At 72.4% G+C, this 24,807-nt stretch carries 26 protein-coding genes; 7 read left to right on the forward strand and 19 right to left on the reverse strand.

Going from position 1 to position 24,807, the window contains the following annotated elements; all coding sequences use genetic code 11:
* From CR165_RS04075 to hisB, 11 genes are all read right to left on the reverse strand, one after another.
* Positions 1-741: a TlyA family RNA methyltransferase gene (locus CR165_RS04075; protein ID WP_109515683.1), complete on the reverse strand. Its 741-nt coding sequence runs from the start codon at positions 739-741 to the stop codon at positions 1-3.
* Between the two features lie 147 nt (positions 742-888).
* Positions 889-2,889, reverse strand: coding sequence for a 1-deoxy-D-xylulose-5-phosphate synthase (gene dxs / locus CR165_RS04080; protein WP_109515684.1), 2,001 nt, complete (start codon positions 2,887-2,889; stop codon positions 889-891).
* Positions 2,889-3,797, reverse strand: coding sequence for a polyprenyl synthetase family protein (locus CR165_RS04085; protein ID WP_109515685.1), 909 nt, complete (start codon positions 3,795-3,797; stop codon positions 2,889-2,891). Before CR165_RS04085 ends, dxs begins: the two co-directional genes overlap by 1 nt.
* Positions 3,798-3,802: 5 nt before the next feature.
* Positions 3,803-4,057 carry an exodeoxyribonuclease VII small subunit gene (locus CR165_RS04090; RefSeq protein ID WP_109515686.1) on the reverse strand — a complete coding sequence of 85 codons (255 nt, stop codon included), beginning with the start codon at positions 4,055-4,057 and terminating at the stop codon, positions 3,803-3,805.
* A gap of 48 nt (positions 4,058-4,105) precedes the next feature.
* Positions 4,106-5,035 carry a histone deacetylase family protein gene (locus CR165_RS04095; RefSeq protein ID WP_109515687.1) on the reverse strand — a complete coding sequence of 310 codons (930 nt, stop codon included), beginning with the start codon at positions 5,033-5,035 and terminating at the stop codon, positions 4,106-4,108.
* A 9-nt stretch (positions 5,036-5,044) separates the two neighbouring features.
* Positions 5,045-5,299 carry a sulfurtransferase TusA family protein gene (locus CR165_RS04100; RefSeq protein WP_109515943.1) on the reverse strand — a complete coding sequence of 85 codons (255 nt, stop codon included), beginning with the start codon at positions 5,297-5,299 and terminating at the stop codon, positions 5,045-5,047.
* 86 nt (positions 5,300-5,385) lie between these two features.
* Positions 5,386-5,772 carry a PH domain-containing protein gene (locus CR165_RS04105; protein WP_109515688.1) on the reverse strand — a complete coding sequence of 129 codons (387 nt, stop codon included), beginning with the start codon at positions 5,770-5,772 and terminating at the stop codon, positions 5,386-5,388.
* A 69-nt stretch (positions 5,773-5,841) separates the two neighbouring features.
* The gene (locus CR165_RS04110; RefSeq protein WP_109515689.1) at positions 5,842-6,420 is read right to left on the reverse strand and encodes a GNAT family N-acetyltransferase; all 579 of its coding nucleotides are present in this window, start codon (positions 6,418-6,420) and stop codon (positions 5,842-5,844) included.
* On the reverse strand, positions 6,421-7,074 hold the full coding sequence (hisH, locus tag CR165_RS04115; protein WP_109515690.1) for an imidazole glycerol phosphate synthase subunit HisH: 654 nt from the start codon (positions 7,072-7,074) through the stop codon (positions 6,421-6,423).
* Positions 7,071-7,475 carry a DUF2628 domain-containing protein gene (locus CR165_RS04120; protein ID WP_181377995.1) on the reverse strand — a complete coding sequence of 135 codons (405 nt, stop codon included), beginning with the start codon at positions 7,473-7,475 and terminating at the stop codon, positions 7,071-7,073. Before CR165_RS04120 ends, hisH begins: the two co-directional genes overlap by 4 nt.
* A gap of 71 nt (positions 7,476-7,546) precedes the next feature.
* Positions 7,547-8,152 (reverse strand): imidazoleglycerol-phosphate dehydratase HisB, encoded by a 606-nt coding sequence (hisB, locus tag CR165_RS04125; protein WP_109515692.1) that lies wholly within the window; start codon positions 8,150-8,152, stop codon positions 7,547-7,549.
* Between the two features lie 180 nt (positions 8,153-8,332).
* Here hisB and CR165_RS25945 point away from each other — a divergent pair, with 180 nt between their 5' ends.
* The 4 genes from CR165_RS25945 to CR165_RS04145 are packed head-to-tail and all read left to right on the forward strand — an operon-like array spanning position 8,333 to position 12,344.
* On the forward strand, positions 8,333-9,544 hold the full coding sequence (locus CR165_RS25945) for a hypothetical protein (protein ID WP_109515693.1): 1,212 nt from the start codon (positions 8,333-8,335) through the stop codon (positions 9,542-9,544).
* A 48-nt stretch (positions 9,545-9,592) separates the two neighbouring features.
* Positions 9,593-10,159, forward strand: a complete 567-nt coding sequence (gene hslV / locus CR165_RS04135) for an ATP-dependent protease subunit HslV (RefSeq protein ID WP_109515694.1) — start codon at positions 9,593-9,595, stop codon at positions 10,157-10,159.
* Between the two features lie 3 nt (positions 10,160-10,162).
* Positions 10,163-11,491 (forward strand): ATP-dependent protease ATPase subunit HslU, encoded by a 1,329-nt coding sequence (gene hslU, locus CR165_RS04140; RefSeq protein ID WP_109515695.1) that lies wholly within the window; start codon positions 10,163-10,165, stop codon positions 11,489-11,491.
* Between the two features lie 55 nt (positions 11,492-11,546).
* Positions 11,547-12,344 (forward strand): EcsC family protein, encoded by a 798-nt coding sequence (locus CR165_RS04145; RefSeq protein WP_109515696.1) that lies wholly within the window; start codon positions 11,547-11,549, stop codon positions 12,342-12,344.
* An 18-nt stretch (positions 12,345-12,362) separates the two neighbouring features.
* On the opposite strand, the gene hrcA is transcribed toward CR165_RS04145, so the two are convergent.
* Positions 12,363-13,451 carry a heat-inducible transcriptional repressor HrcA gene (gene hrcA, locus CR165_RS04150; protein WP_379650348.1) on the reverse strand — a complete coding sequence of 363 codons (1,089 nt, stop codon included), beginning with the start codon at positions 13,449-13,451 and terminating at the stop codon, positions 12,363-12,365.
* Between the two features lie 178 nt (positions 13,452-13,629).
* Here hrcA and CR165_RS04155 point away from each other — a divergent pair, with 178 nt between their 5' ends.
* Entirely contained in the window at positions 13,630-13,905 is a 276-nt protein-coding gene (locus tag CR165_RS04155) for a hypothetical protein (protein ID WP_146201821.1), read from the forward strand.
* Positions 13,905-14,087, forward strand: a complete 183-nt coding sequence (locus tag CR165_RS04160; RefSeq protein WP_109515698.1) for a hypothetical protein — start codon at positions 13,905-13,907, stop codon at positions 14,085-14,087. The genes CR165_RS04155 and CR165_RS04160 overlap by 1 nt, the downstream gene beginning before the upstream one ends.
* A gap of 12 nt (positions 14,088-14,099) precedes the next feature.
* On the opposite strand, the gene CR165_RS04165 is transcribed toward CR165_RS04160, so the two are convergent.
* The 5 genes from CR165_RS04165 to CR165_RS04185 all read right to left on the reverse strand — a co-directional run bounded on the left by CR165_RS04165 (position 14,100) and on the right by CR165_RS04185 (position 21,326).
* Complete coding sequence (locus CR165_RS04165; protein WP_245906098.1) at positions 14,100-15,668, reverse strand: TrkH family potassium uptake protein; 1,569 nt, start codon at positions 15,666-15,668, stop codon at positions 14,100-14,102.
* The gene (gene trkA / locus CR165_RS04170) at positions 15,607-17,043 is read right to left on the reverse strand and encodes a Trk system potassium transporter TrkA (protein WP_109515699.1); all 1,437 of its coding nucleotides are present in this window, start codon (positions 17,041-17,043) and stop codon (positions 15,607-15,609) included. The genes CR165_RS04165 and trkA overlap by 62 nt, the downstream gene beginning before the upstream one ends.
* Before the next feature lie 12 nt (positions 17,044-17,055).
* Positions 17,056-18,129 (reverse strand): AGE family epimerase/isomerase, encoded by a 1,074-nt coding sequence (locus CR165_RS04175; protein ID WP_109515700.1) that lies wholly within the window; start codon positions 18,127-18,129, stop codon positions 17,056-17,058.
* 102 nt (positions 18,130-18,231) lie between these two features.
* Positions 18,232-19,560: an NAD(P)/FAD-dependent oxidoreductase gene (locus CR165_RS04180; protein WP_109515701.1), complete on the reverse strand. Its 1,329-nt coding sequence runs from the start codon at positions 19,558-19,560 to the stop codon at positions 18,232-18,234.
* An 86-nt stretch (positions 19,561-19,646) separates the two neighbouring features.
* Entirely contained in the window at positions 19,647-21,326 is a 1,680-nt protein-coding gene (locus tag CR165_RS04185; RefSeq protein WP_109515702.1) for a peptide ABC transporter substrate-binding protein, read from the reverse strand.
* 203 nt (positions 21,327-21,529) lie between these two features.
* On the opposite strand from CR165_RS04185, the gene CR165_RS04190 reads away from it, so the two are divergent.
* Positions 21,530-22,192 carry a helix-turn-helix domain-containing protein gene (locus CR165_RS04190; protein ID WP_245906099.1) on the forward strand — a complete coding sequence of 221 codons (663 nt, stop codon included), beginning with the start codon at positions 21,530-21,532 and terminating at the stop codon, positions 22,190-22,192.
* Positions 22,193-22,341: 149 nt separating this feature from the next.
* On the opposite strand, the gene typA is transcribed toward CR165_RS04190, so the two are convergent.
* Positions 22,342-24,171: a translational GTPase TypA gene (gene typA / locus CR165_RS04195; protein ID WP_109515703.1), complete on the reverse strand. Its 1,830-nt coding sequence runs from the start codon at positions 24,169-24,171 to the stop codon at positions 22,342-22,344.
* Positions 24,172-24,367: 196 nt separating this feature from the next.
* Positions 24,368-24,700 carry a hypothetical protein gene (locus CR165_RS24385; protein ID WP_146201822.1) on the reverse strand — a complete coding sequence of 111 codons (333 nt, stop codon included), beginning with the start codon at positions 24,698-24,700 and terminating at the stop codon, positions 24,368-24,370.
* Positions 24,701-24,807: the final 107 nt, after the last annotated feature.

The following is a 24,807-nucleotide window of genomic DNA, read 5'->3' on the forward strand; positions in this document are numbered from 1 at the left end:
TCAGCCCTCGCGCCGGGCGGCAATCAGGAATTCCCGGTTGCCCTCCGGCCCGAGGATCGGGCTCGGTTCCACCCCCAGCACCGTCCAGCCTTCCAGGCCCGACCACCAGCCCTCCACCCGGTCGCACACCGCCTGATGCACCGCCGGGTCGCGCACCACGCCACCCTTGCCCACCAGCGCCGGCCCGGCCTCGAACTGCGGCTTGATCAGCGCCACGGCCCAGGCGCCGGGCGCCGCCAGCCCCAGCGCCGCCGGCAGCACCGTGGCCAGGCCGATGAAGCTGGCATCGCACACCACCACCCCGGGCGGCTCCGGGATCAGCGTGGCATCCAGGCGGCGGGCATTGGTCTTCTCCAGCACCACCACCCGCTCGTCGCTTCGCAGCTTCCAGGCCAGCTGGCCATGGCCCACATCGACGGCATAGACCCGTACGGCGCCATGGTGCAGCAGCACGTCGGTGAAGCCGCCCGTCGAGGCGCCGACATCCACCGCCACGCGCCCCGCCGGGTCCAGGCCGAAATGCGCCAGCGCGTGCGAGAGCTTCATGCCGCCGCGGCTGACCCAGGGGTGCTCCTGGCTCTTCACCTCCAGCGGCGTGTCCTCGGCCACGGGCTGGCCCGGCTTCTCCACCCGCCTTGTGTTGGAGAACACCTTGCCGGCCATGATCAGCGCCTGCGCCCTGGCGCGGCTTTCCACCAGGCCGCGCTCGACCAGCGCCACATCGGCGCGCTGCTTGGGCATTCGGGGAGACTCCAGGATCAAGTCATCTTCTTTTTCTGAAGAAAAAGAAGCAAAAAGACTTTGTCAGTTGGCGTCGCGCTCCAAGCAAGCGTGCCGCCAAACCGACAAAGGTTTTTTGGTTCTTTTTTTCAAAAAAGAACGCTTCTTCTAGGCCTGCGCCGGGCGCACCGCGTTTTCCACGCCCAGCGCCGCCACCGCCGTCTCCACGATGCCGCGCGCCGAGAGGCCGCAGGCCTCGTACTGCGCCTTGGGCGTGTCGTGGTCGATGAAGAGATCGGGCAGCACCATCGGGCGGAACTTCAGCCCGTGATCGAAGGCGCCCTTCCAGGCCAGATGCTGCATCACCAGTGCGCCGAAGCCGCAGACCGAGCCTTCCTCGATGGTGATGAGCACCTCGTGCTCGCGCGCCAGCCGCTCCACCAAGCCAGTGTCCAGCGGCTTGGCGAAGCGGGCATCGGCCACCGTGCAGGGCAGGCCGCGCGCGGCCAGCTCGTCGGCCGCCTTCAGGCATTCCTGCAGGCGCGCGCCATAGCTGAGGATGGCCACCTTGCCGCCCTCGCGCAGCACGCGGCCGCGGCCGATCTCCAGCACCGTGCCGCGCGCCGGCACCGGCTCCAGCCCGAAGCCCTCGCCGCGCGGGAAGCGCAGCGCCGTCGGGCCTTCGTCATAGGCGGCGCAGGTGGCGACCATGTGGGCCAGCTCCACCTCGTCGGCCGAGGCCATCAGCACCATCTCGGGGATGCAGCCAAGATAGGCGATGTCGTAGGCGCCGGCATGGGTGGCGCCGTCGGCGCCCACCAGCCCGGCGCGGTCCAGCGCGAAGCGCACGGGCAGCTTCTGCAGCGCCACGTCATGCACCACCTGGTCGTAGGCGCGCTGGAGGAAGGTGGAGTAGATGGCGACGAAAGGCTTCATCCCCTCCGTCGCCATGCCGGCGGCGAAGGTGACGGCGTGCTGCTCGGCGATGCCCACGTCGAAGGTGCGCTTCGGGAAGCGCTTCTGGAAGGCGTCGATGCCGGTGCCGGAGGGCATGGCGGCGGTGATGCCGACGATCCGCTCATCCGCCTCCGCCTCGGCGATCAGCGCCTGGGCGAATACCTTGGTGTAGGTGGGCGGCCCCGGCGGCGCCTTGGCCTGGGTGCCGGTGACGACGTTGAACTTCGAGACGGCGTGGTACTTGTCGGCGCTTTCCTCGGCCGGGGCGTAGCCCTTGCCCTTCTGCGTGACGACATGCAGCAGGATCGGCGCGCCATCCTCCGCGTCGCGCAGGTTGCGCAGCAGCGGCAGCAGGTGGTCGAGGTTGTGGCCGTCGACCGGCCCGACATAGTAGAAGCCCAGCTCCTCGAACAGCGTGCCGCCGGTCAGCAGGCCGCGGGCGTATTCGTCGGCGCGGCGGGCGGCGCGCTCCAGCGGCGCGGGGAAGCGCCGCGCCAGCTTCGCCATCATCTCCCGCAGGCTGAGGAAGGGGCGCGACGAGATCAGCCGCGACAGGTAGGCCGACATGGCGCCGACGGGCGGCGCGATCGACATGTCGTTGTCGTTCAGCACCACGATCAGGCGGGAGCGCATGGCGCCGGCGTTGTTCATCGCCTCATAGGCCATGCCGGCGCTCATAGCGCCGTCGCCGATCACGGCGATGACGTTCTGCTCGTCGCGCCTCGAGGGGGCCTTGCGCGCCGTGGCGCGCTTCAGGTCCCGCGCCACCGCCATGCCGAGGCCGGCCGAGATGGAGGTGGAGGAATGCGCCGCGCCGAACGGGTCGTACTCGCTCTCCGAGCGGCGGGTGAAGCCGGAGAGGCCGCCGCCCTGGCGCAGCGTGCGGATGCGGTCGCGCCGCCCGGTCAGGATCTTGTGCGGGTAGGTCTGGTGGCCGACATCCCAGATCAGCCGGTCCTGCGGCGTGTCGAACACGGCATGGATGGCCACCGTCAGCTCCACCACGCCAAGGCTGGCGCCGAGATGCCCGCCCGTCTGGGAGACGGCGTGGATGGTCTCGGCGCGCAGCTCGTCGGCCAGCTGGCGCAGCTGCTCGCCGGAGAAATTGCGCAGGTCGGCGGGGACGCGCACGCGGTCCAGCAGCGGCGTGGCGGGCGGCGCGCCACCGCCGCCGGACGACGGAGGGGCGAACGTGTTCGGGGGGTTCGCCATCAGGACCTCCGGGCGATGGTGTAGTCGGCCAGCATCCGCAACAGATCGGCACGCTCGCCGAAGCTGTCGAGATGCGCGCGGGCCTGGGCGGCGAGTCTTTCCGCCTGCGCCCGGGCCCGCTCCAGCCCGAGCAGGCCGACGAGGGTGGCCTTGCCGGCCTCGGCGTCCTTGCCGGTGCGCTTGCCGGTCTCGGCCTCGCTGGCCGTGGCGTCGAGGATGTCGTCGGCGATCTGGAAGGCGGCGCCCAGCTCCCGCCCATAGGCGCAGAGGGCGTGGCGCTGCTGGCCCGGCGCCTTGCCCAGCACCGCCCCCGCCTCGGCCGAGAACTCGATCAGCTTGCCGGTCTTGAGCAGCTGCAGCCGGCCGATGCCGGCCTCGGTCGGCGGCTCGGTGCCGTCCTCGGCCAGCATGTCCAGCATCTGGCCGCCGCACATGCCGCGCGGGCCGGCGGCCAGCGCCAGGCGCAGGCACAGCTCGGCGCGCACGGCGGGGTCGGAATGCGTGTCCTCATGCGCCAGCACGGCGAAGGCCTGCGCCTGGAGGGCGTCGCCGGCCAGGATCGCGGTGGCCTCGTCGAACGCCTTGTGCACCGTGGGCTTGCCGCGGCGCATGTCGTCATTGTCCATCGCCGGCAGGTCGTCATGCACCAGTGAGTAGGCGTGCAGCATCTCGATGGCGGCGGCGACGCGCAGCGCCGAGGTGCGGGAGACGCCGAACTGCGCCGCCCCCTCCAGCACCAGGAAGCCGCGCATCCGCTTGCCGCCGCCCAGCGCCGCATGGCGCATGGCGGCGTAGAGGCGGGCCTCGGCGCCCTCCTCGGCCGGCAGCAGCGTGTCGAGCGCGTGCTCGATCTCGGCCGCGGCGGCGCGCAGCGCCTCCGGCAGCAGCGTCGGGGAGGTCTCGGCCATGGTGCTCAGGCCATCTCGCGCAGGGTGGCGCCCTCGGGGCCGCCGCCGGGGCCGGCGACGATGGCCTGCACCTTCTGCTCCGCCTCGGCCAGCTTGGCCTCGCAATGGCGGCGCAGCGCGGCGCCGCGCTCATAGTCGGCGATCGCCTCCTCCAGCCGGGCCTGGCCCCCCTCCAGCTTCTTCACGATCGCATCCAGCTCGGCCAGGGCCGCCTCGAAGGACAGGGACGCGACGTCCGGACGGGTGGGCGTCTCAGGCATGGGGCAGCAACCTCGGGGCCAAGTGGGGCAGGTGACAGGGCAGCGGCGTCAGGCGTTCATCAACGCCCGGACATGGCTGGCGGCGGAAGCCGCCAGCGCGTCCAGATCATAGCCGCCTTCAAGCGTTGAGACGACCCGGCCGCCGCACAACCGGTCCGCGATGCCGCAGATTTGGCCGGTGAGCCAGCCGAAATCGGCCTCCCGCAGGCGGAGCTGCGCCAGCGGGTCGCGCGCATGGGCGTCGAAGCCCGCCGAGACGACGACGAGGCCGGGGCGGAACGCCTCCAGCGCCGGCAGCAGACGGTCCCGCCACACGGCGCGGAAGGCGGCGCTGTCCGCCCCCGGCTCGAGCGTGGCGTTCAGCACGTTGCCCACGCCCGTCTCGTGCTCCATCCCCGTGCCGGGATAGCAGGGCGACTGGTGCGAGGAGAGGAACAGGATGGAGGGGTCGGCCTCCACCGCCGCCTGGGTGCCGTTGCCGTGGTGGACGTCGAAATCCAGCACCGCCACGCGGGCGATGCCGTGCGCCGCCTGGGCGTGGCGCGCGGCGACGGTGGCGTTGGCGAAGAGGCAGAAGCCCATCGGCCGGCGCGGCTCGGCGTGGTGGCCGGGCGGGCGCACGGCGCAGAAGGCCCGCCGCACCTCGCCGCGGCACACCGCATCGACCGCCGCGATGCCGGCCCCCGCCGCGCGCAGCGCCGCCTCGGCGCTGTGCCCGTTCATGCCGGTGTCGCCATCCAGCATCACCGTCTCGCCCGGCTCCGGGCGGATGGCGAGGATGGCCTGCACATACTCGGGCGGGTGGACGCGGGCGAGCTGCTCCGGCGTGGCGCGCGGCGCCTCCTCCTGGATCAGCGTGGCGAATTCCTCCCCCTCCAGCGCCGCCAGCACGGCGCGCAGGCGGTCCGGGCATTCCGGGTGGCCCTCGCCATTCTCATGGCCGAGGCAGGCACGGTGGGAGACCAGCAGCACGCTCATGCCGCGGCCTCAATCCTGCGCGGCGGGCTTGGGCTGGTCCTCCCGCTTGCGCAGGGTGAAGCGGTAGAGGCCGGCGGATTCGCTGAAGGAGACCAGCGCATGGCCGGTCTCGCGGCTGTAGGCCTGGAAATCCTTCACGCTGGCCGGATCGGTGGCCAGCACCGTCAGCTTCGCGCCGGGGGGGAGGGCGCGCAGGGCCTTGTTGGCCTTCAGCACGGGCAGCGGGCAGGTCAGGCCCTGCACATCCAACGTCGTCTCGCTCATGGGGAAGGACTGGACCACCGGCGTCGGCGCCGCGCAAGCGGCCTCTCCGCCACGGGGCGCCGGGCGCCCCGCTCCGTCGCGCGGCATCACCCGCCCCGCAGGCGCTGGGCCAGCACGGCCTGGGCGGCCATGGCCGCGCCGCCGCCGCGCCGGAAGGTGAGGGTGACGGGCTCGCCGCCATGGTCCCAGACCTTCAGCTCCTCCTCCAGCTCCGCCGTGCCGCCGACCTCGACGGCGAAGCGCCGGATGGATTTGTAGGGGATGCTCAGGATCTCCGCCTTGGAGCCGGTGAGGCCCTGGCGGTCCATCACCAGCAGGCGCCAGTCGGTCAGCGCGAAGCCGTCCCGCACGGTGCGGAAGGCGACGATCACCGCCTCGTCCGGCAGCAGCGCCTCCTGGAAGCGGGGGCCGAGCTCCTCCGGCCGAACCTGTCCGGCATCGCCGGTGATGGCGCCCAGCAACCTGCCCAGCATGGCCTTTCCCTCCCGCAAGACTGTGCCTGGGCAGATGGGATGCGGGGGCGCCGGCGTCCAGGGCGCGCCTCAGTTCTGCGGCGCGCCCGCCCGCATGTCGAGCGGCCGGCCGTGCGGCGGCTCCAGCAGCTTGTGGTAGTAGTGCCCGGCCACGGTGCGGCCGCGCACCCGCGCATAGGCCGGGTGGGTGCCCCAGCGCGTGTAGCCCAGCGCCTCGAACAGCGCGATGGCGGTGCTCTGCGTCTCCCGCACGTCGAGGTTCAGCACGCGGTGGCCGAGCGCCGCGGCGCGCTCCTCCACCCGCCGCACCAGCAGCCGCGCCAAGCCGTGGCCGCGCGCATAGGGCGCGATGTAGGCGTGGGTGAGCTGGGCGCCGAAGGCCTGCGCCTCGTTGTTGCGCGGCGGGCGGATGAGCTGGGCCGAGCCCACCGGCACGCCGTCCAGCCGGGCGATGAACAGCTCGCAGCCCGGCACCAGCAGCACGCCGCGGAAATGCCGCGCCAGCGCCTCGCGCCCTTGCGGCTCCACCCAGCCGAAGCCGCCGCCCTCGATGATGGCGGCGTCGGTGGCCTCGCACAGGTCGGCCAGGTCCATGTCGTCGAGCGACTCGGCGCGCTCGACCAGAAGCTCATGCTGAGAGGCGGACATTCACGGGTGCCACGAGAGGAAGTTGGCCAGCATGCGAAGGCCGGTGAACTGGCTCTTCTCGACATGGAACTGGGTGCCGACGAGGTTGTCCCGCCCCACCACGGCGGCGACGGGGCCGCCATACTCGGCGGTGGCCAGCAGCTGCTCCGGCCGGCCGCCGGAGAGGGCGTAGGAATGCACGAAATAGGCGTGGTCGCCGGGGGTGAGGCCGGCCAGCACCGGGTGCGCGCCCGGGGTGAAGCGCAGCGCGTTCCAGCCCATCTGCGGCAGCGGCAGGGGCTCGCCGGCGGCGTCGCGCGGGTCCATCGGCGCGATCTCGCCCTCCAGCCAGCCCAGGCCCGGCGTCACGCCATGCTCCAGCCCGCGCTGCGCCATCAGCTGCATGCCGACGCAGATGCCGAGGAAGGGCACGGCGCGGCGCGTCACCGCCTCGTCCACCGCCTCGATGATGCCGGGCATCGCCTCCAGCCCGCGCCGGCAGGCGGCGAAGGCGCCCTGGCCCGGCATGACGATGCGGTCCGCCGCCGCCACCGCCTCGGCGGCGGTCTCGACGGTGATGGTGGCCTCCACGCCTGCATCCCGCGCCGCGCGGTGCAGCGCGCGCAGCACCGAGGCGAGGTTGCCCGAACCCGGATCGACGACCGCGACCTTCATGCCGCCTTCCCTTCCATCATGGCCCCTGCCTCGGCCCTCGCCAGGGCCGGCCGCGCGGCGAGCGCGCGCAGCAGGGCCGATTCCTCATCCGCGCCCAGCACCACGGCGGCGGCCGGCAGGCCGCGCCGCGCCAGCGTCCAGCGCCGCAGGTCCTGCGCGTGCAGCCCCGCCAGCCAGTGGGCGCCCAGCCAGGCATAGGGCCGCAGCGCCCCCGGCAGCAGCACCGCCGCCAGCACGGCCAGCGCCAGATAGAGCACCAGCACCAGCCACATCCCGTGCCGCAGGAACCACAGCGGCGGCAGCAGCGCCGCCACCAGCGAGAATCCTTCCGGTACCAGAACCAGGCCGGGTGCGCGGTGGTTCCGCCGCGGCCGCGCCTGCGCCCCGCCGGTGGCGGGCACGGAGGCGGGCGCCGAGGGGGGCACAGAGGCGGCGGGGGGGGGAGGCGGGCTATGCACCGTCCAGGCGCGCATCACCCCTCCAGCACGCCCTTGGTGGAGGGGATCACGCCGGCCGCGCGCGGGTCCGGCTCCACGGCGGCGCGCAGGGCGCGGGCCACGGCCTTGAACACGCCCTCGGCGATGTGGTGCGCGTTGGTGCCGGCGCGCTGCACGATGTGCAGGGTGATGCCGGCATTCATCGCGAAGGCGCGGAAGAACTCCTCGAACAGCTCGGTGTCCATCTCGCCGATCTTGTCGCGCGGGAAGGTCACGCTCCAGGCCAGGAAGGGGCGGCCGGAGATGTCGATGGCGGCCTCGGCCAGCGTCTCGTCCATCGGCACCACGGCGTGGCCGTAGCGGCGAATGCCGCGCTTGTCGCCCAGCGCGCGCTTCACCGCCTGGCCGAGCACGATGCCCACATCCTCGGCGGTGTGGTGGAAGTCGATGTGCAGGTCGCCCTTCGCCTGCACGTCCATGTCCAGCAGGCTGTGCCGCGCCAGCGCTGTCAGCATGTGGTCGAGGAAGCCGATGCCGGTGCCGATGCTGGACTGCCCCGTGCCGTCCAGGTCGAGCGAGACGCGGATCTCGGTCTCGCTGGTGCTGCGGGCGATGTCGGCGGTGCGGGGCTTGGCGTCCATGGGGGCTTCCTAGACCGCGCGAGGGGGGCTTGCCCAGGGGAGAGCGTGCGGAAGGCGGGGCTCGGCACCGGCCTTAACGCTCCGCCAAGCGGCCGCCGCCAGTCTGGCGCCGAAGCGGCCCGGCCGGGGCGGGCGCCGCAGGCCGGCAGCAGCAGGCAGAGAGCAGGAGGGGGCAGGGCCATGGGCATGACGCGGCGCCGCATCATCAGCGCGGCGGGGTGGCTGCAAGCGGGCCTGCCGGCGGCGTGGTTCCGCGCGGCGGCGGCACAGCCCCTCGCCGCGCCGGCGGCAAAGCCCCTCGCCGCGCCGGCGACGCTCGCCCGGCTGGCCGAGGCGGAGGCCGCCCTGTTCCTGGAGCACGGCGCGACGCTCGGCGCGCTCAGCCTGACCGAGCCGCTGAGCGCCGAGAGCCGCGCCATGCTGCGCCAGCGGCGCAGGGAGGCGGATGTGGCGCTCGGCGCGCTGCTGGATGCCGTCCGCTCCGATCCGGGGCTGCCGGAGGGCCCGGCCCTCGCCGCGGCGCTGGCGGCGGTGGCGGATTCGCAGATGGTGATCGTGCTGCTGCGCGCCGGCATGGACCGGCCTGCACCGGACCGCCCTGCCCCCTCGGCCATCGCCTGGGCCGAGGCGCGGGCGCGGCAGGAGGCCGCCATGGCGGCGCTGCGCGGCCTGTTCTGGGCCCGCCTCAGCCTGCCCGCGCCGCCGGCCCTTCCGCCGCCGGGGCCGGAGGCGGCGCCGGCCGGGCCGCAGGCTGCCGCGCCGCCCGCGGCCCCGCGCACCGCCACCGCCGGCCCGGCCCCGGGCGGGCGGCAGCCGGGCTGGCCCTGGCTGGCCTGGCCCTGGCTGGCGCCGGCCGGCGGGCTGGCGCTGCTGCTGCTGCTGGCCCTGCGCGCCGCGGGGCGGGAGCGCACCGACCAGGGCCGCGCCGCGCGGCGCGTGGCGGTGGACTGGCCGGCCGAATTCGTGCCGGCGCCCGGCCTGCAGCCGGTGGCGGCGCGCATCGTCAGCCTGTCCCTGGGCGGGGCGGCGCTGCGGCCGGAGCGGGCCGGCTGGGGTGGCCGGCTGCGGCTGGCGCTGCTGCGGCTGCTGCGGCTGCTGCCGCCCGGGGCGGGGCGGGGCCGCATGCGCCTGCGCAACGCCCGGCTGGGCGAGATCGAGGTGCAGCTGGTGCAGCAGGAGGGCGGCCTGCTGCGGCTGCGCTTCCTGGCGCTGGACGCGGCGCAGGCGGCGATGATCGGCGGCCTCGTGGCTACGTCCGCCGCCCCCCCGGCCGATCCTGCGGCGGACGGCTCCGGCCGGCGGGAGGACAGCCCCGCCAGCGCCGCGCCCAGCGCTGCCACGGCCGCGCCGCAGCCACCCCCCGCCGAGTGGGAGACCTGGCGCGGCGGTTGAAGCACGCCCCCGCTTGTTGCGCCGCATCGGCGATGCCATCTCGGCGGCATGAACGCGACGTCTCACGATCCCCGCTACGATCCCCTGGGCTGGCACGGAACCACCATCCTCTGCGTGCGCAAGGACGGAAAGGTGGCCATGGCGGGGGATGGCCAGGTCTCCATGGGTCAGACCGTGGTCAAGAACAACGCCCGCAAGGTCCGCCGCATCGCCGGCGGCAAGGTGCTGACCGGCTTCGCCGGCGCCACCGCGGACGCCTTCACCCTGCTGGAGCGGCTGGAGGCCAAGCTGGAGCGCTTCCCCGACCAGCTCGAGCGCGCCGCCGTGGAGCTGGCGAAGGACTGGCGCACCGACCGCTACCTGCGCCGCCTGGAAGCCCTGCTGGCGGTGGCCGACAAGGACCGCTCCCTGCTCATCACCGGCAATGGCGACGTGCTGGAGCCGGAGGATTCCATCATCGGCATCGGCTCGGGCGGCAACTACGCCCTGGCCGCGGCCCGCGCGCTGATCGACGTGGACGGCATGAACGCCGAGGACATCGCCCGGAAGGCCATGGGCATCGCGGCCGAGATCTGCGTCTACACCAATGGCCGCTACGTGCTGGAGACCCTCTGACCCATGGCCACCGAGACCGTGAACCTCTCCCCGCGCGAGATCGTCTCCGAGCTGGACCGCTTCATCATCGGCCAGCATGAGGCCAAGCGCGCCGTCGCCATCGCGCTGCGCAACCGCTGGCGCCGCCAGCAGCTGCCCGAGGCGATGCGCGAGGAGGTGGTGCCGAAGAACATCCTGATGATCGGCCCCACCGGCTGCGGCAAGACCGAGATCGCCCGGCGGCTGGCCAAGCTGGCCGACGCCCCCTTCATCAAGGTCGAGGCCACCAAGTTCACCGAGGTCGGCTATGTCGGCCGCGACGTGGACAGCATCGTGCGCGACCTGGTGGAGATCTCCATCACCCGCATGCGCGAGACCGCCCGCCGCGAGGTGCAGGCCAAGGCGGAGCTGGCCGCCGAGGAGCGGCTGATCACCGCGCTGGTGGGCGAGGGCGCCTCCGGCGAGACGCGGATGAAGTTCCGCCGCATGCTGCGCGAGGGGCAGCTCGAGCAGAAGGAGGTGGAGGTCCAGGTCTCCGACCAGGGCGGCGCGACGCCCGTGGGGATGATGGACATGCCCGGCATGCCGCCCGGACAGATGGCCAACATCCAGGAGATGATGGGCAAGATGTTCGGCCGCCAGGCCAAGTCGCGCAAGCTGACCGTGGCCGAGGCGCGCATCGCCCTCACCCAGGACGAGGCCGACCGCCTGCTGGACCAGGAGAAGCTGACCCGCGACGCGGTGGCGCATGCCGAGAACCACGGCATCGTCTTCCTCGACGAGATCGACAAGGTCTGCGCCCGCTCCACCGATGGCGGCGGCCGTGGCGCCGACGTCTCGCGCGAGGGCGTGCAGCGCGACCTGCTGCCGCTGATCGAGGGCACCACCGTCGCCACCAAGCACGGCCCGGTGAAGACGGACCACATCCTGTTCGTCGCCTCCGGCGCCTTCCACATCGCCAAGCCCTCCGACCTGCTGCCGGAGCTGCAGGGCCGCCTGCCGATCCGCGTCGAGCTCGGCGCGCTGACGCGGGAGGATTTCCGCCGCATCCTGACCGAGCCGGAGCACTCCCTGGCGAAGCAGTATGTGGCGCTGCTCTCCACCGAGGGGGTGACGCTGGAGCTGACGGACGACGCCATCGAGGCGGTGGCCGACCTCGCCGCCGAGATCAACGCCCGCGTCGAGAACATCGGCGCCCGCCGCCTCGCCACCGTGCTGGAGAAGCTGCTGGAGGAGGTCTCCTTCAGCGCCAGCGACCGCAACGGTGAAACGGTGCGCGTCGATGCGGCGTATGTGAAGGAGAAGGTCGCGCCGCTGGCCGCCAGCGCCGATCTCAGCCGCTTCATCCTCTGACCGCCCGCGGGAGTGGGGCCACCCCTCCCGCCCCCCCTCCGGAGCCCGCCGCCCCATGAGCCAGACCCTTCCCGCCACCCTGCCCCTCCCTGCCGAGGCCGAGGCGGAACTGGCCGAGGCGCGGCGCGTGCTGGAGGAAACCTCGCTGGCCGCGCGCATGGCGCAGATGGCGGGCACCCCCATCGAGGCGCTGCGCCGCCGCCTGCCGGATTCGGCGCAGGGCCTGCTGGACCGGACGGTGCGCCAGGCCCTCTCCACCGCGCTGCGCGCCGCGATGCGCAGCCGGCCGGACCGCACCCCCACCGGGCTGCGGCAGGACTGGCTGCACCGTGGGCTGGCCGCCGCCTCGGGCGCGGCGGGTGGCGCCTTCGGCCTGCCGGGCACGCTGCTGGAGCTGCCCGTCTCCACCGCCGTGCTGCTGCGGCAGATCGGCGCCGAGGCCGCCGCCGCCGGCGAGGACCTGGACGACCCGATGACCGGCGCCGAGTGCCTGAAGGTGTTCGCCCTCGGCGGCCCCGGCCCGGCCGACGACGCCACCGAGACCGGCTACTTCGCCACCCGCCTGGCGCTGGCGCAGTTCCTGCCCAACATGAGCGCGGCGCTGCTGCCGGGCTTCGTCGGCGCCATCGCGGCGCGCTTCATCGGGCCGCTGAGCTTCAAGCTCTCGGCCCAGGCGGCGCCGGTGGTGGGCGCGGCGGCGGGGGCGGCGGTGAACCTCGCCTTCCTGGAGCATTTCCGCACCCTGGCGCGGGCGCATTTCACCGTGCGCCGGCTGGAGCGCACCCACGGCGCCGGGGCGGTGCGGGCCGCCTACGAGGTGCTGGCGGCGCGGGCGCGCCACCAGGCCGCCTGAGGCGGCGCGCGCTCCCTCTCAGCCCAGGAGCTGCCCGATCACCCGCGCCGTGTAGTCCACCACCGGGATGACGCGGCCATAGTTGATGCGCGTCGGGCCGATGACGCCGATGGCGCCGACGATCTGCTCCTGCCCGTTGCGGAAGGGCGCCACCACCATCGAGAGGCCGGCGCTGTCGAACAGGCCGGACTCGGCGCCGATGAAGATCTGCACGCCCTGGCCGCGCTGCGCCAGCTCCAGCAGGCGCAGCATGGTCTCCTGCGCCTCCAGCCGCTCGAACAGCGCCTGGATCTCCTGCACGCGGGCGATCTGGTCGAGATTCTCCAGCAGCTTGGCCTGGCCGCGCAGGATCAGCGAGCCGCCGCCACCGCCGGCCCAGGTGGCCAGCCCCTGCTCGATCATCTGCTGCGTCAGCGTGTCCAGCGCGGTGCGGTTGGCCTGGATCTCCTCGGCCACCATGCCGCGCGTCTCCTCCAGCGTGCGGCCGGAGAGGCGGGCATTGATGAAGTTGCTGGCCTGGGTGAAGGCGCTGGGCGGCAGCCCGGCCGGCACCTCGATGACGCGGTTCTCCACCTGGCCATGCGCGTTCACCAGCACCACCAGCGCCCGCCCGGGCGAGAGGGCGACGAACTCGATGTGCCGCACCGCCGCCTCGGTCTTCGGCGCCACCACCAGCCCGGCGGCGCCGGCGAGGCCGGAGAGCATCTGCCCCGCCTCGGACAGCGTCTCCTCCATGCTGCGGCCGGCGGCGGCGCAGCGTATGGCGATCGCCTCCCGGTCCTCGTCCGAGAGGTCGCCGAATTCCAGCAGCCCGTCCACGAACAGGCGCAGCCCCTGCTCGGTGGGCAGCCGCCCGGCCGAGGTGTGGGGGGCGTAGAGCAGCCCCGCCTCCTCCAGATCCGCCATGGCGTTGCGGATGGTGGCCGGCGAGAGCGCCAGCGGCAGGCGGCGGGAAAGGGTGCGGGAGCCGACCGGCTCCCCGGTTTCCATGTAGAGCTCCACCACCTGCCGCAGGATGGTGGCGCCGCGGTTGTCGAGCCCCGGCAGGAGGTGCAGCCCTCCCCGGTGGCCGGTGAACAGCGGCGATGGGCCCTTTCCTTTGGCCAAACTCTTCGATTCCTTCATCACGTTGCGGCGCTCTGCCCCGGCCTCAAGCATCCGTGAAGCAATCGGGTGACACTTCGCGCCAATCTTGTCACGCGCGGACACATCCTGGCCATCAACGCGTTGCACTTCTTCTATCCTAATGGTGTGCCGCAGGGCGCGAACAAGCGCGGAGGGCCTCATGACGGATATGTCTGGACTTCGGCTCTGGCCGCTGGCGCTGATGGGGTGGCTCGCGGCCTATCCGCCCGCCACCAAGGATGCCGCCAACGAAACCCCACCGGGGCTTGAGGAGGCGGAGGGAGAGCGTGCCCAGGCGGGCCAGCCCAAGCCGGGCACCCGCACGGCCTGGTTCGGCATGTCCCGCGCCCGCTACGCCCAGCTGACCGACGAGGAGCGGGCCCGGCTGCGCGCCGAGCGCCGCGCGGCCCGGCAGGCCGGACAGCCGCTGGCCTGATGGTGGCCAGCAACCCCGTCCTGCTCGGCTTCCTGCTGGTGCTGGGGCTGTTCGCGATGGGCGCCACCCTCGCCGGCCTGCTGCTGGAGCGCGCGGCGCGCCACCCCCGCGCCGCCGCCGGGGTGGTCGTGGCGGCGATGTTCGGCCTGTCCTGGGGCGGGATCCTGCTGCTGCGCGACTGAGCCGGCCGCGCCTCAGCCACGCCAGAAGCGCGGCATGAACAGGATCAGCACGGTGAACAGCTCCAGCCGCCCCAGCAGCATGGCGAAGCAGAGCAGCCATTTCGCCGCCTCCGGCAGCCCGGCGAAATTGCCGGCCGGGCCGATCACCGGCCCGAGCCCCGGCCCGACATTGGAGAGCATGCTGACGGCGGCGCTGGCGCTGGTGAGGAAATCCAGCTCCATCGCCATCAGCGCGATGGTGAGCGCGCCGTAGCAGAGGAAATACAGCGCGAAGAACACCACCACGGAGCCGATGACGTCGTCCGGCAGCGGCCGCCCGGCATAGACGCGCGGGAACACGCCGCGCGGGTAGAGCAGCCGCAGGAAATGCGCCCGCAGCATGATGGCCACCACCACGAAGCGGAAGATCTTCATGCCGCCGGCGGTGGAGCCGGTGCAGCCGCCGACGAACATCAGCGCGAAGAAGATGCCGGTGGCGGCACCCCCCCACTGCATGTAGTCGGCCGAGGCGAAGCCGGTGGTGGTGACCACCGAGACGACGTTGAGCGCCGCGTGGCGCAGCGCCGCCTCCACCCCGTAGGTGCCGCGCAGCACCAGGATCGCCGCCACCAGCAGGATGGCGCCGAGCAGCAGGCCGAGCAGCGCGCGCACCTGCGGGTCGCGCAGGATCTCCCAGTCCCGCCGCAGGGCGCGCAGGTAGAGCACGAAGGGCAGCGCGCCGGCCAGCATCCCCGCCGTGGCGATCCAGTGGATGGCCGGGTTGTCCCAGTTGGCCAGCGAGGAATCGGAGGTGGAGAAGCCGGCGGTGGAGATGGTGCTGAGCGCGTGCACCACCGCGGCGAAGGGCGCCATGCCGGCGGCGAGATAGGCCAGGGCGCAGGCCACCGTCATGCCCAGATAGACGGCGCTGATGGCGGTGGCGATCTGCCGCGCGCGCGGCAGCACCTTCTCCGAGCGGTCGGAGCTTTCGGTGCGGAACAGCTGCATGCCGCCGACGCCGAGCGCCGGCAGGATGGCCAGCGCCGTGGCGATGATGCCGATGCCGCCCAGCCATTGCAGCAGCGAGCGCCAGAGCAGGATGCCCGGCGGCGCGTGGTCCAGCCCCGTGACCACGGTGGCGCCGGTGGTGGTGAGGCCGGAGACCGCCTCGAAATAGGCATTGGTCACGCTGCCGCCGAGGCCGGGATGCAGCGAGAGATAGAAGGGGATGGCGGCGCAGGCGGTGATGGCCGCCCAGCTCAGCGGCGTCAGCACGAAGGCCTGGCGCAGCGTCAGCCCGCCCTTCAGCGGGCAGCGCGTGGCGCGGAACAGCAGGCCGGCGCCGGCCAGCAGGCCGAGGCTGGCGGTGGCGAAGGGCTTCCAGTCCGGGTGGCCATGCGCCGCGTCCACCGCCGCCGGCAGCAGCATGAAGGCGGCCAGCGCCAGCAGCATGCCGCTGACGAGGTGCAGCACCGGCCGCAGCGGCGGCGGCGACCAGCCGCCCGCGGCCTGCCCGGAGGCGGCGGGGGAGCGGGGCGGCTCAGGCCGCATCGGGGTCGGTGGCGTCGGGGTCGAGGGGCGGGCCGGGGGGCGGGCGGTCATCCTCCCGGCCGGGCACGGTGAGCACCGCCTCCGCCTGCTTCAGCGCCGCGTGGGAGACCACGGCGATGACGTCGTCGCCGGGCTCGATGCGGGTGGTGGCATCGGGGATGATGGCCTCGCCACCGCGCAGCACGGCGCCCACCAGCATGCCCGGCGGCAGGCCGATCTCGCCCAGCGGGCCGCTGACGAGGCGGGAGCCGGCCAGCGCCTCGGCCTCCAGCACCTCGCCGAAATCGCCGCGCAGCTGGTAGACCTGGGCGATGGCGCCGCGCCGCACGTGGCGCAGGATGGAGGAGATGGTGATGCTGCTCGGGCTCACCACCGTGTCGATGCCGAGCGTGTCCATCATCGGCTCGTAGGAGGATTTGTTCACCAGGGTGATGGCGCGCTGGCAGCCCTCCCGCTTGGCCAGCACGGAGACGAAGATGTTGGTCTCGTCGTCGTTGGTGACGGCGATGACGGTCTCGGCGGCGCCGATATTGGCCTCCTCCAGCAGCTCGCGGTCCAGCGCGTCGCCGCACAGCACCACCACGGAGGGGCCGAGCTCGCGCGCCACCTGCTCGGCGCGCTCCGGGCTGTGCTCGATGATCTTGAGGGAGACCAGTGCCTCCCGCCCCAGCATCCGCGCCAGGTGCAGCCCGACATGGCCGCCGCCGACGATGACCAGCCGCCGCGCCACCTGCTCCCGGTGGCCGAAGGCGGCCATCACCTGGTCCACCTGCGCCGGCTGGGCGATGACATAGACATCGTCGCCGCAGCGCACCTCGTCCTCCGGGCGGGGCACGAAGGCGCGCCCCTCCCGCACCAGGGCGACGACGACGAAGCCGTTCTCGGCGGCGCGCTGGCGCAGGTCGCTGAGCGGCGCGCCGGCGACGCGGCAGGCGGCATCCTCGCACTGGATGCCGAGCAGCTGCACCCGCCCATCGGCCAGCGGCACCATGTCGAAGGCGCCCGGGGTGCGCAGGCGGCGGGCGATGCCGCGCGCCACCTCCAGCTCCGGCGAGATGATGACGTCCACCGGCAGCTGGTCGCTGGCGTAGAGGCCGTTCCAGATCGGCTCCAGGTAACCATGGTGGCGCAGCCGGGCGATGCGGCGCTTCACGTGGAACAATGAGTAGGCCACCTGGCAGGCCACCATGTTCACCTCGTCCGAGCGGGTGACGGCGATCAGCAGGTCGGCGTTCTTGGCGCCCGCCTGGCGCAGCACCTCGGGGTGGGAGGCGTGGCCGGCCATGCCGCGCACGTCGTAGCTCTCATCGGCGCGGCGGGCCTGCTCGACGGAGCTGTCGATGACGGTGACGTCGTTGCCCTCCCGCGCCAGGTGCCGCGCGATGGTGGTGCCGACCTGGCCCGCGCCGCAGACGATGATCCGCATTCCGCTTTCCCTTCAGCCCCGTGGCGTGGCCGTGGCGGCGATGGCGCAGCTCAGATGATACAGGCTGCTGGCCGGCGCCGGCTCATGGCTGAGGCTGCCATCCGGCAGGCGGCGCTCATGCCACAGCCCGTCCTCGCGCAGATAGGCGCCCAGCACGCGGGCGGCGGCGGGCCGCTCGGCCGCGGTGGCGGCCTTCAGCCATTCCGTCTGCGGCCAGAGGCGGGCGCCCGGCTCCAGCACGGCGCCGGTGCTGTCCAGCACGTCGCGCAGCGCGCCCTCCGGGCGGCGGGCGGCGGGGCGGCCGAGGAAGCCGCGCAGCGCCGCCGCCGCCTCCGGCGCGGCATGGCCGCCGGCCAGCCGTGCGTGCCACTCCAGCAGCCAGAGCCATTCGCAATGGTGCCCCGGCTCCACCGGATGCGGCGCGGCGGGCGGCGCCAGCGCCTCGTCAAAAAACTCGGCCAGGGTGCCGCTGGCGGGCTGGAAGAAGCGCGCGCGGAACAGGCCGAGCAGCCGCGTCGCGCCCTCCAGGAAACGCGGCTCGCCGAAGGCCTCGGCGGCGGCGAGGCGGGCTTCCAGCAGGTGCATGTGCGGGTTCTGCCGGCGCGGCAGGGCGGGCGGCAGGCTCTCCACATAGCCGCCCGCCGGGTGGGCCATGTGGCGCTCGATGAAATCGTCCAGCGCCAGGGCCATGCCGCGCAGCGGCGCGGCGGGCAGCACGGCGGTGGCGGCGGAGAGCGCCAGCAGCACGAAGGCGTGGTCGTAGAGATCCCGCCGGCCGTCGGTCACGCGGCCATCGAGGCCGAAGCGCCAGGCGTAGCCGCCATCCGGCTGGCGGGCGCGGCGGCGGAGGAAGTCGAGCCCTAGCTCCACCGCCTCGGCGGCGCGCGGCAGCCCGTGCCGGTGTGCCAGGGAGAAGCTGTAGACCTGCCGCGCCACCACGCGCAGGCGGCGGAATTCCGCCGCGCAGGCATAACCATCGAGCGTCAGGCTTTCATGGAAGGCGCCCGCCTGCCAGTCGACGCCATGCGCCAGCCAGCAGGGCCAGGCCCGCCCTGTCAGCCAGGGCCAGAGATCGTCATGTTCCACGCCCGCCGCGTTACCGCGCCTGCGCGCCTGTCCGCAAGCGGCGCCCAACTTGCAGAAAAAAGAAGGGGGCGCGGGGGAATTCCTTCCCCCGCCCTTTTCCTGTCAGAGCGCCCCCGCCGGCGCCAGCGCCGTGCCGTCCACCAGCCGCGCGTAGCGATAGGGGTGGGCATCGACGATCGGCGCATCCCCCGCCACGAGATCGGCCGCCAGCCGCCCCGCCGCCGGCCCGATGCCGAAGCCGTGCCCGCTGAAGCCGGTGGCGAGGTGGAAGCCCTTGAGCTTCTCCACCGCCGAGATGACCGGCACCGCGTCCGGCGTCGAGTCGATGGAGCCGGCCCAGGCCTCGGCGCAGCCGATGCCGGCGAGCGAGGGGTAGGCGGCGCGCAGCATGGCCAGCGCCTCCTCCACCAGCGCCATGTCCGGCGCCGGGTCCAGCACGCGGGTGCGCTCGAAGGGCGATTCGCGGTCGAGGGACCAGGAGGCGCCGGCCATCAGCCCGTCGAGGAATGGCTTGCCGACGCGGATCTTCAGCTTGGCGGCGCGCTGGCGGAAGGTGGGCCAGAACTGGCGGGCATAGCGCAGCCCGTCCGGCGTCAGGTGCAGCGTGCCGCGGCCGCGCAGCGCCACGGTGAAGCCGCCATCCTCGCGCCGGCGGATGCAGTAGCCCGGCGTGCCCAGCGCACCCTCGGTCAGCGCCGGCGCGGCGGTGGTGCGGAAGGCGGTGCCCGTCACCATCGCCTGCGGCAGGTCGATGCCGTGGCGGCGGCAGAACAGGGTGGACCACGCGCCCCCCGCCAGCAGCACGGCGCTCGTGCGGATGCGGCCGCGCTCGGTCACCACCGCGTCGATGGCGCCGGCCTTCGTCTCCAGCCCGCGCGCGGCGCAGTTCTGGAACAGCTTCACCCCCAGCCGGCGCGCGGCGGCGGCCAGCGCCGGCGCGGCCTTGGAGGGCTCGGCGCGGCCATCGCTCGGCGTCTCCATGCCGCCGATCCAGCCCTCGGTGCTGTCCGGCAGGCGCTCGGCCACCTCGGCGGCGCTCAGCATATGGCTGTGCACCTGCATCTGCCGCGCGTCGTTCGCCCAGCGCTCCCAGCCGGCCAGCTCCTTCGGGTCCTTCGTCACCCAGAGCACGCCCTTGCGGCGGAAGCCGAGATCGGCGCCGATCTCCTCGTGCAGCCCGCCCCACATCTCCAGGCTGGCGCGGGCGAGCGGGATCTCGTGCCGGTCCCGCCCCTGCTGGCGGCACCAGCCCCAGTTGCGGCTGGATTGCTCGGCGCCGACATGCCCCTTCTCGATCAGCGCGACCGAATGGCCCTTCTTCGCCAAGTGGTAGGCGGCGGCGACGCCGATGATGCCGGCGCCGATGACGACGACATCGACCGCCTCCGGCAGCGTCTCGTCGCTGGCAATGCGGTCGACAGGTGGCGACATGAGGCGTGTCCTTGCAGGCGGTCAGGAAGGCGGAAGGGGCTGCGGGCGGGACCTGGCCAGGCTCAGCTTGGTCAGGCCCAGACTGGTCAGGCCCAGTACCACTCGCGGATGTTCCAGCAGTTGGAGGAGGTGTTGATGTTGGCGCGGAAGCCGTGCAGCCCTTCCTTCACACCCTCCACCAGCACCTGCTGGAAGATCGGCAGGATCGTCAGCTCGTCGCGGATGATCTCCTGGATGCGGCCATAGGTGGCCTTGCGCGCCGCCTGGTCGAACTGGGTGGCGCCCTTCAGCAGCAGCGCGTCCACCTCGGCATTCTCGAACTGGAAGGTGTTCTGGCCGCGCCCGCCCTTGGCGGGGATGGCCTTGCTGCTGAAGCGCGGCGTCACGTCCGGGTCGCTGCCGAGCTGGTAGTTCACGCTGACCATGACGGAGTTGAACTTCGACATCTGCCAGAACTCGCCCCAGATGACGGCGGCGGGCATGTTCTGGATCTTCATGGCGGCGCCGATGCCCTGCCATTCCTGCATCAGGTATTGCTGCGCCTGCTCGCGCACCTGGTTGCCGGTGGTGGTGGAGTTGGTGAACTCCAGCCGCACCCCATCCTTCTCGCGGATGCCGCCCGCGCCGCGCTTCCAGCCGGCGGCGTCCAGCATCGCGTTGGCCTTGGCGGGGTTGTACTCGTGCTTCGGCAGGTCGGGGTTGATGGCCCAGGACTGCCGGGGGAGGAAGGATTCGGTCGGCGTCGGCAGGCCGTAGTAGATGGCGTCGATCAGCGCCTTCTTGTTCATGCTCATGTAGAGCGCCTGCCGCACCACCTTGTCGGCCAGGGCGGGGAAGCCGAGGTTGGGGGCGATGCTCTCCACCGAGGCGGTGGGGTTCACATGCACCTTGCGGCCGCGCAGCCCCTGCGCCTCACGCGCGAAGTTGGGGGTGATGCCGCCGATGCCGGTGTAGTCGATCTGGCCGGTGCGGAACTGGGTGTAGAGCACCGTCAGGTCCGGGATGTACTTGAACACCAGCCGTTCCACATACGGCCCCTTGCCGTGATAGGCGGGGTTGGCGTTCAGCAGGATGTGGTCGCCCGCCGCGCGGCTGCCCCAGCGGAAGGCGCCGGTGCCCACGGGCGCGGCCTGGAAGGGCGTGCTGTTCGGGTCCGCCGCGTCGGCCAGCTTGTGCTTCGGCACGATGAAGGTGAGCGAGAGGATGGAGAGGTAGGGCGCGTAGGCCGTCTCCATACGCCACTCGATCTGGTCCGGCGCCACCACCCGGATGTCCTTGACCAGCGCGTGCCCGACCCGGTTGCGCACCCGGAAATTGGGATTGTTGATCAGGTCCAGGCTGAACTTCACGTCCTCGGCGGTGAAGGGCGTGCCGTCATGCCAGGTCACGCCGGACCGCAGCTTGATCTTCCAGGTCAGCCCGTCCTCGGAGATGCCGCCATTCTGCTGCGTCGGCATCTCGGCGGCGAGGTCGGGGACGAAGTTGCCGTCCGGGTCGATGTACCAGAGGGTGCTGAACAGGTTCCACCAGACGCCCTGGTCCACCTCGATGCCCGGCATCAGCGGGTGGAACACCGTCGGCTCCTGCGACAGGCCGACGATCACCTGCCCCTTCGGCTTCTCCGGCGGGCGGCCCTGGGGCTGGCCCTGGGCGCGGGCGGGGCCGGCGGCCAGCGCCGCCGCGGCGCCGCCGCCAATGGCGAACAGGCCGCGCCGCGTGGGCGAGAGGATGCGCTGCCAGCGCAGGGCGGACTCGTCATGCGTCATGCTTCTCGTCTCCCACTCCACCGGGCCGCCCCATCCTTCGGGATCAGCGCCGGATTGGCCGCACCAACTCTCCCGGGCCGGGTGTTTTCAGCCCGGTCAAAATTCTTGCGCTCATGTTCACTCTCATGAAATTTGCTTGTCAATCGCCTTGCAACAATCCGGCATGGCCGGCATGGCAGCGGCACCCTGCGGGAGAGATGCGCATGAAGCCTCGGGCTGAGCTGGCCGCCACGACGGCACTGGAGCCCGCCAGCCTGGCGGAGCCCGGCGTGGATGCCAGCCTGGACGCCAGCATCGACGACGATGCCAGCGACCGCCGCCTGGGGGAATGCGTGCGGATGCTGCGGCAGCGGCTGGGGCTGTCGATCCAGGAGCTGGGCCGGCGCACCGGGCTTTCCATCGGCATGATCAGCCAGGTGGAGCGCGGGCTGGCCACCCCCTCCATCCGCACCCTGCGGCTGCTCGGGCTGGCACTCCAGGTGCCGATCTCGTTCTTCTTCGAGGAACGGCCCACCGGCCCGGCGCCGCGCTACATCGTGCGCCGCGCGCAGCGGCGGCTGCTGCGCCTCACCCGCTCGGGCGTGCTGAAGGAATCGCTGGCGCCGGACGCGCCGGGGCGGATGGAGATGTACGAGCTGACGCTGAGCCCGGGCGGCTCCTCGGGCGCGGATTTCGTCAAGCACCAGGGGGAGAAGGCGGGCTACGTGCTGGCCGGCACGCTGCGCCTCTGGCTGGACCATGAGGCACACCTGCTGGAGGCGGGCGACACCTTCCGCTTCCCCAGCACCGTGCCGCACATGTTCGACAACCCGACCGAGGCGCCGACGCGCATCGTCTGGATCACGGTGCCCAGCACGGAGGCATAAAAAAAGGCCAGGGGGAATGAATTCCCCTGGACCCCTTCTTTTTTCTGGCCGCTGCCGGTCATGGCCGGGACGGGGTCGCTGCACTCGAACGGGTCACCCCGGTTTAGCACAGCGGCCGACGTCTCACCCCTGACCGGCAGCTTGCAGAATTAAGCGGCCTCGCTGTCGGAGCGCTTGGCGTGCTTCTTGCGCTCATGCGGGTCGAGGTAGCGCTTGCGCAGGCGGACGGCGGTCGGCGTCACCTCCACCAGCTCGTCCTCCTCGATGTAGGCGATGGCCTGCTCCAGGCTCATGCGGCGCGGCGGCACCAGCAGCAGCGCCTCGTCCTTGCCGGCGGCGCGGACGTTGGTGAGCTTCTTCTCCTTGATCGGATTCACGTCGAGGTCGTTCTCGCGCGAATGCTCGCCCAGGATCAGGCCGGTATAGACCTTGGCGCCCGGATCGACGAACAGCGTGCCGCGCTCCTGCAGGGAGAACAGCGCGTACTGCACCGCCTCGCCATCGGAGTTGGAGATCAGGCTGCCCTTGATGCGGCCCTCGATCGGCCCGGCCCAGGGCTGATAGCCCAGGAACAGGCGGTTCATCATGCCGGTGCCGCGCGTGTCCGTCATGAACTCGCCGTGGTAGCCGATCAGCCCGCGCGACGGGATGTGGAAGGTCAGGCGCACCTTGCCGCCACCCGAGGGGCGCATGTCCTGCATCATGCCCTTGCGGACGGACATCTTCTCGACGACGACGCCCGAGTATTCCTCATCAACGTCGATGACGGCTTCCTCGAAGGGCTCTTCCTTCTCACCCGTCTCCGGGTTCACCTGCGTCAGCACGCGCGGGCGGCCGATGGTCAGCTCGAAGCCCTCGCGGCGCATCGTCTCGATCAGCACGCCGAGCTGCAGCTCGCCGCGGCCGGCCACCTCGAAGGCGTCCACTTCCTCGGACACCTTCACCTTGATGGCGACGTTGCCCTCGATCTCCTTGAACAGCCGGTCGCGGATCTGGCGCGACGTGACCTTCTTGCCCTCGCGGCCGCCGAGCGGGCCGTCATTGATGCGGAAGGTCATGGACAGCGTCGGCGGGTCGATCGGGATCGCGTGCAGCGGCTCCGTCACCTCGGGGGAGGCGATGGTGTCGGGGATGGTGGCGTCCGACAGGCCGGCGATGGCGCAGATGTCGCCCGCCTGCACCTCGTCGACCGGCACGCGCTCCAGGCCGGAGAAGGTCATCAGCTTGGTCAGGCGGCCCGTCTCGACGACCGAGCCGTCCTGGCGCAGCACGCGCACCGGCATGTTGGTGCGCGCCACGCCCTGCTCGATGCGGCCCGTGAGGATGCGGCCCAGGAACGGGTCGGCCTCCAGGATCGAGGCGTTCATCGCGAAGGGCGCCGTGGCGTCGACCGTCGGCTGCGGCACATGGCTCAGGATCAGGTCGAACATCGGCGACAGGTCCTTGCGCGGACCGTCCATCGTCAGGTCGGCCCAGCCCTGGCGGCCGGAGGCGAACATGGTGTGGAAGTCGAGCTGCTCGTCGCTGGCGCCGAGCGCCGCGAACAGGTCGAACACCTCGTTCAGCACCTCGTCGGCGCGGGCGTCCTGGCGGTCGACCTTGTTGATGACGACGATCGGCTTCAGGCCGCGGGCCAGCGCCTTGGTCAGCACGAACTTGGTCTGCGGCAGCGGCCCCTCGGCGGCGTCGCACAGCACGATGGCGCCATCGACCATCGACAGGATGCGCTCCACCTCGCCGCCGAAATCGGCGTGGCCGGGGGTGTCGACAATGTTGATCTTCACGCCCTTCCACTCGACGGCGGTGGACTTGGCGAGAATGGTGATGCCGCGCTCACGCTCCAGGTCGTTGCGGTCCATGGCGCGTTCGGCGACCTGCTGGTTGGCGCGGAAGGCACCAGCCTGCTTCAGCAGGTTGTCGACCAGCGTGGTCTTGCCATGGTCGACGTGGGCGATGATGGCGACGTTGCGCAGTTCCATAAGGCGGGCAGTCCCGAGGCTGCGCCGCCTGCGCACGCGGCCCGATTCCCCTGACCGCAGGGATGCGGCGGGGTCGGGCAGGGCGGGCCTGGCGGCTTGTTGCGGCGCACAGATAGGATGATCGGGCGCAAAAAGCGAGCCTTTCGCGCCCCGAACCCCGGCGCGGGCTGCAAGGCAGCCTCCCGCGGCCGGAAACCTACAGCCGGTACAGCGCCTTGCTGGCGCCGCCGAAGGGGCGCCGGGGCTGGAATTTCTCCACCACGCAGAGATGCAGCGCCTGGTGCATGGCGGGCGGGATCTCCTCCGCCGCCTCGGGCACGGCCTCCTCGGCTTCCGCCGCGGCAGGCTGCCAGCGGACGAAGCGCGGCATGTTGGAGCGGAACAGGGGCGCTGATTCAGCGCATCCGGGGGCAGCGGCCAGACCTTGGCCGTGGCCACGCCCGGAGTCATGCTCCTGGACGACGAGGCCGAGCGCGACGCGCTGCAGGCCGGCGGCGGGAACAGGGTCGGTGGCCCGGGGGGCGGACATCGATGCTCCGAGGGCGACCGCTGCGATGAGGGGGAGGATCGTTGAGCGGCGCATGCGATTCCAACGAGGCTGCCTCTGCATCGTTGCCGAGCCGGGTTAGCATTCCC

This window comes from Teichococcus aestuarii, from assembly GCF_003116135.1.
Taxonomy (GTDB): domain Bacteria; phylum Pseudomonadota; class Alphaproteobacteria; order Acetobacterales; family Acetobacteraceae; genus Pseudoroseomonas; species Pseudoroseomonas aestuarii.

Coding starts and splice junctions, on each gene's coding strand:
- typA (WP_109515703.1), bottom strand. CDS start 24,171: ATGGAACTGCGCAACGTCGCCATCATCGCCCACGTCGACCATGGCAAG.
- CR165_RS04180 (WP_109515701.1), bottom strand. CDS start 19,560: ATGTCGCCACCTGTCGACCGCATTGCCAGCGACGAGACGCTGCCGGAG.
- hisB (WP_109515692.1), bottom strand. CDS start 8,152: ATGGACGCCAAGCCCCGCACCGCCGACATCGCCCGCAGCACCAGCGAG.
- CR165_RS04090 (WP_109515686.1), bottom strand. CDS start 4,057: ATGCCTGAGACGCCCACCCGTCCGGACGTCGCGTCCCTGTCCTTCGAG.
- CR165_RS24385 (WP_146201822.1), bottom strand. CDS start 24,700: ATGTCCGCCCCCCGGGCCACCGACCCTGTTCCCGCCGCCGGCCTGCAG.
- hisH (WP_109515690.1), bottom strand. CDS start 7,074: ATGAAGGTCGCGGTCGTCGATCCGGGTTCGGGCAACCTCGCCTCGGTG.
- CR165_RS04145 (WP_109515696.1), top strand. CDS start 11,547: ATGAGCCAGACCCTTCCCGCCACCCTGCCCCTCCCTGCCGAGGCCGAG.
- CR165_RS04100 (WP_109515943.1), bottom strand. CDS start 5,299: ATGAGCGAGACGACGTTGGATGTGCAGGGCCTGACCTGCCCGCTGCCC.
- CR165_RS04095 (WP_109515687.1), bottom strand. CDS start 5,035: ATGAGCGTGCTGCTGGTCTCCCACCGTGCCTGCCTCGGCCATGAGAAT.
- CR165_RS04160 (WP_109515698.1), top strand. CDS start 13,905: ATGGTGGCCAGCAACCCCGTCCTGCTCGGCTTCCTGCTGGTGCTGGGG.
- CR165_RS04190 (WP_245906099.1), top strand. CDS start 21,530: ATGAAGCCTCGGGCTGAGCTGGCCGCCACGACGGCACTGGAGCCCGCC.
- hslU (WP_109515695.1), top strand. CDS start 10,163: ATGGCCACCGAGACCGTGAACCTCTCCCCGCGCGAGATCGTCTCCGAG.
- CR165_RS25945 (WP_109515693.1), top strand. CDS start 8,333: ATGGGCATGACGCGGCGCCGCATCATCAGCGCGGCGGGGTGGCTGCAA.
- CR165_RS04165 (WP_245906098.1), bottom strand. CDS start 15,668: ATGACCGCCCGCCCCCCGGCCCGCCCCTCGACCCCGACGCCACCGACC.
- CR165_RS04185 (WP_109515702.1), bottom strand. CDS start 21,326: ATGACGCATGACGAGTCCGCCCTGCGCTGGCAGCGCATCCTCTCGCCC.
- CR165_RS04155 (WP_146201821.1), top strand. CDS start 13,630: ATGACGGATATGTCTGGACTTCGGCTCTGGCCGCTGGCGCTGATGGGG.
- dxs (WP_109515684.1), bottom strand. CDS start 2,889: ATGGCGAACCCCCCGAACACGTTCGCCCCTCCGTCGTCCGGCGGCGGT.
- CR165_RS04105 (WP_109515688.1), bottom strand. CDS start 5,772: ATGCTGGGCAGGTTGCTGGGCGCCATCACCGGCGATGCCGGACAGGTT.
- CR165_RS04085 (WP_109515685.1), bottom strand. CDS start 3,797: ATGGCCGAGACCTCCCCGACGCTGCTGCCGGAGGCGCTGCGCGCCGCC.
- CR165_RS04075 (WP_109515683.1), bottom strand. CDS start 741: ATGCCCAAGCAGCGCGCCGATGTGGCGCTGGTCGAGCGCGGCCTGGTG.
- hslV (WP_109515694.1), top strand. CDS start 9,593: ATGAACGCGACGTCTCACGATCCCCGCTACGATCCCCTGGGCTGGCAC.
- trkA (WP_109515699.1), bottom strand. CDS start 17,043: ATGCGGATCATCGTCTGCGGCGCGGGCCAGGTCGGCACCACCATCGCG.
- CR165_RS04110 (WP_109515689.1), bottom strand. CDS start 6,420: ATGTCCGCCTCTCAGCATGAGCTTCTGGTCGAGCGCGCCGAGTCGCTC.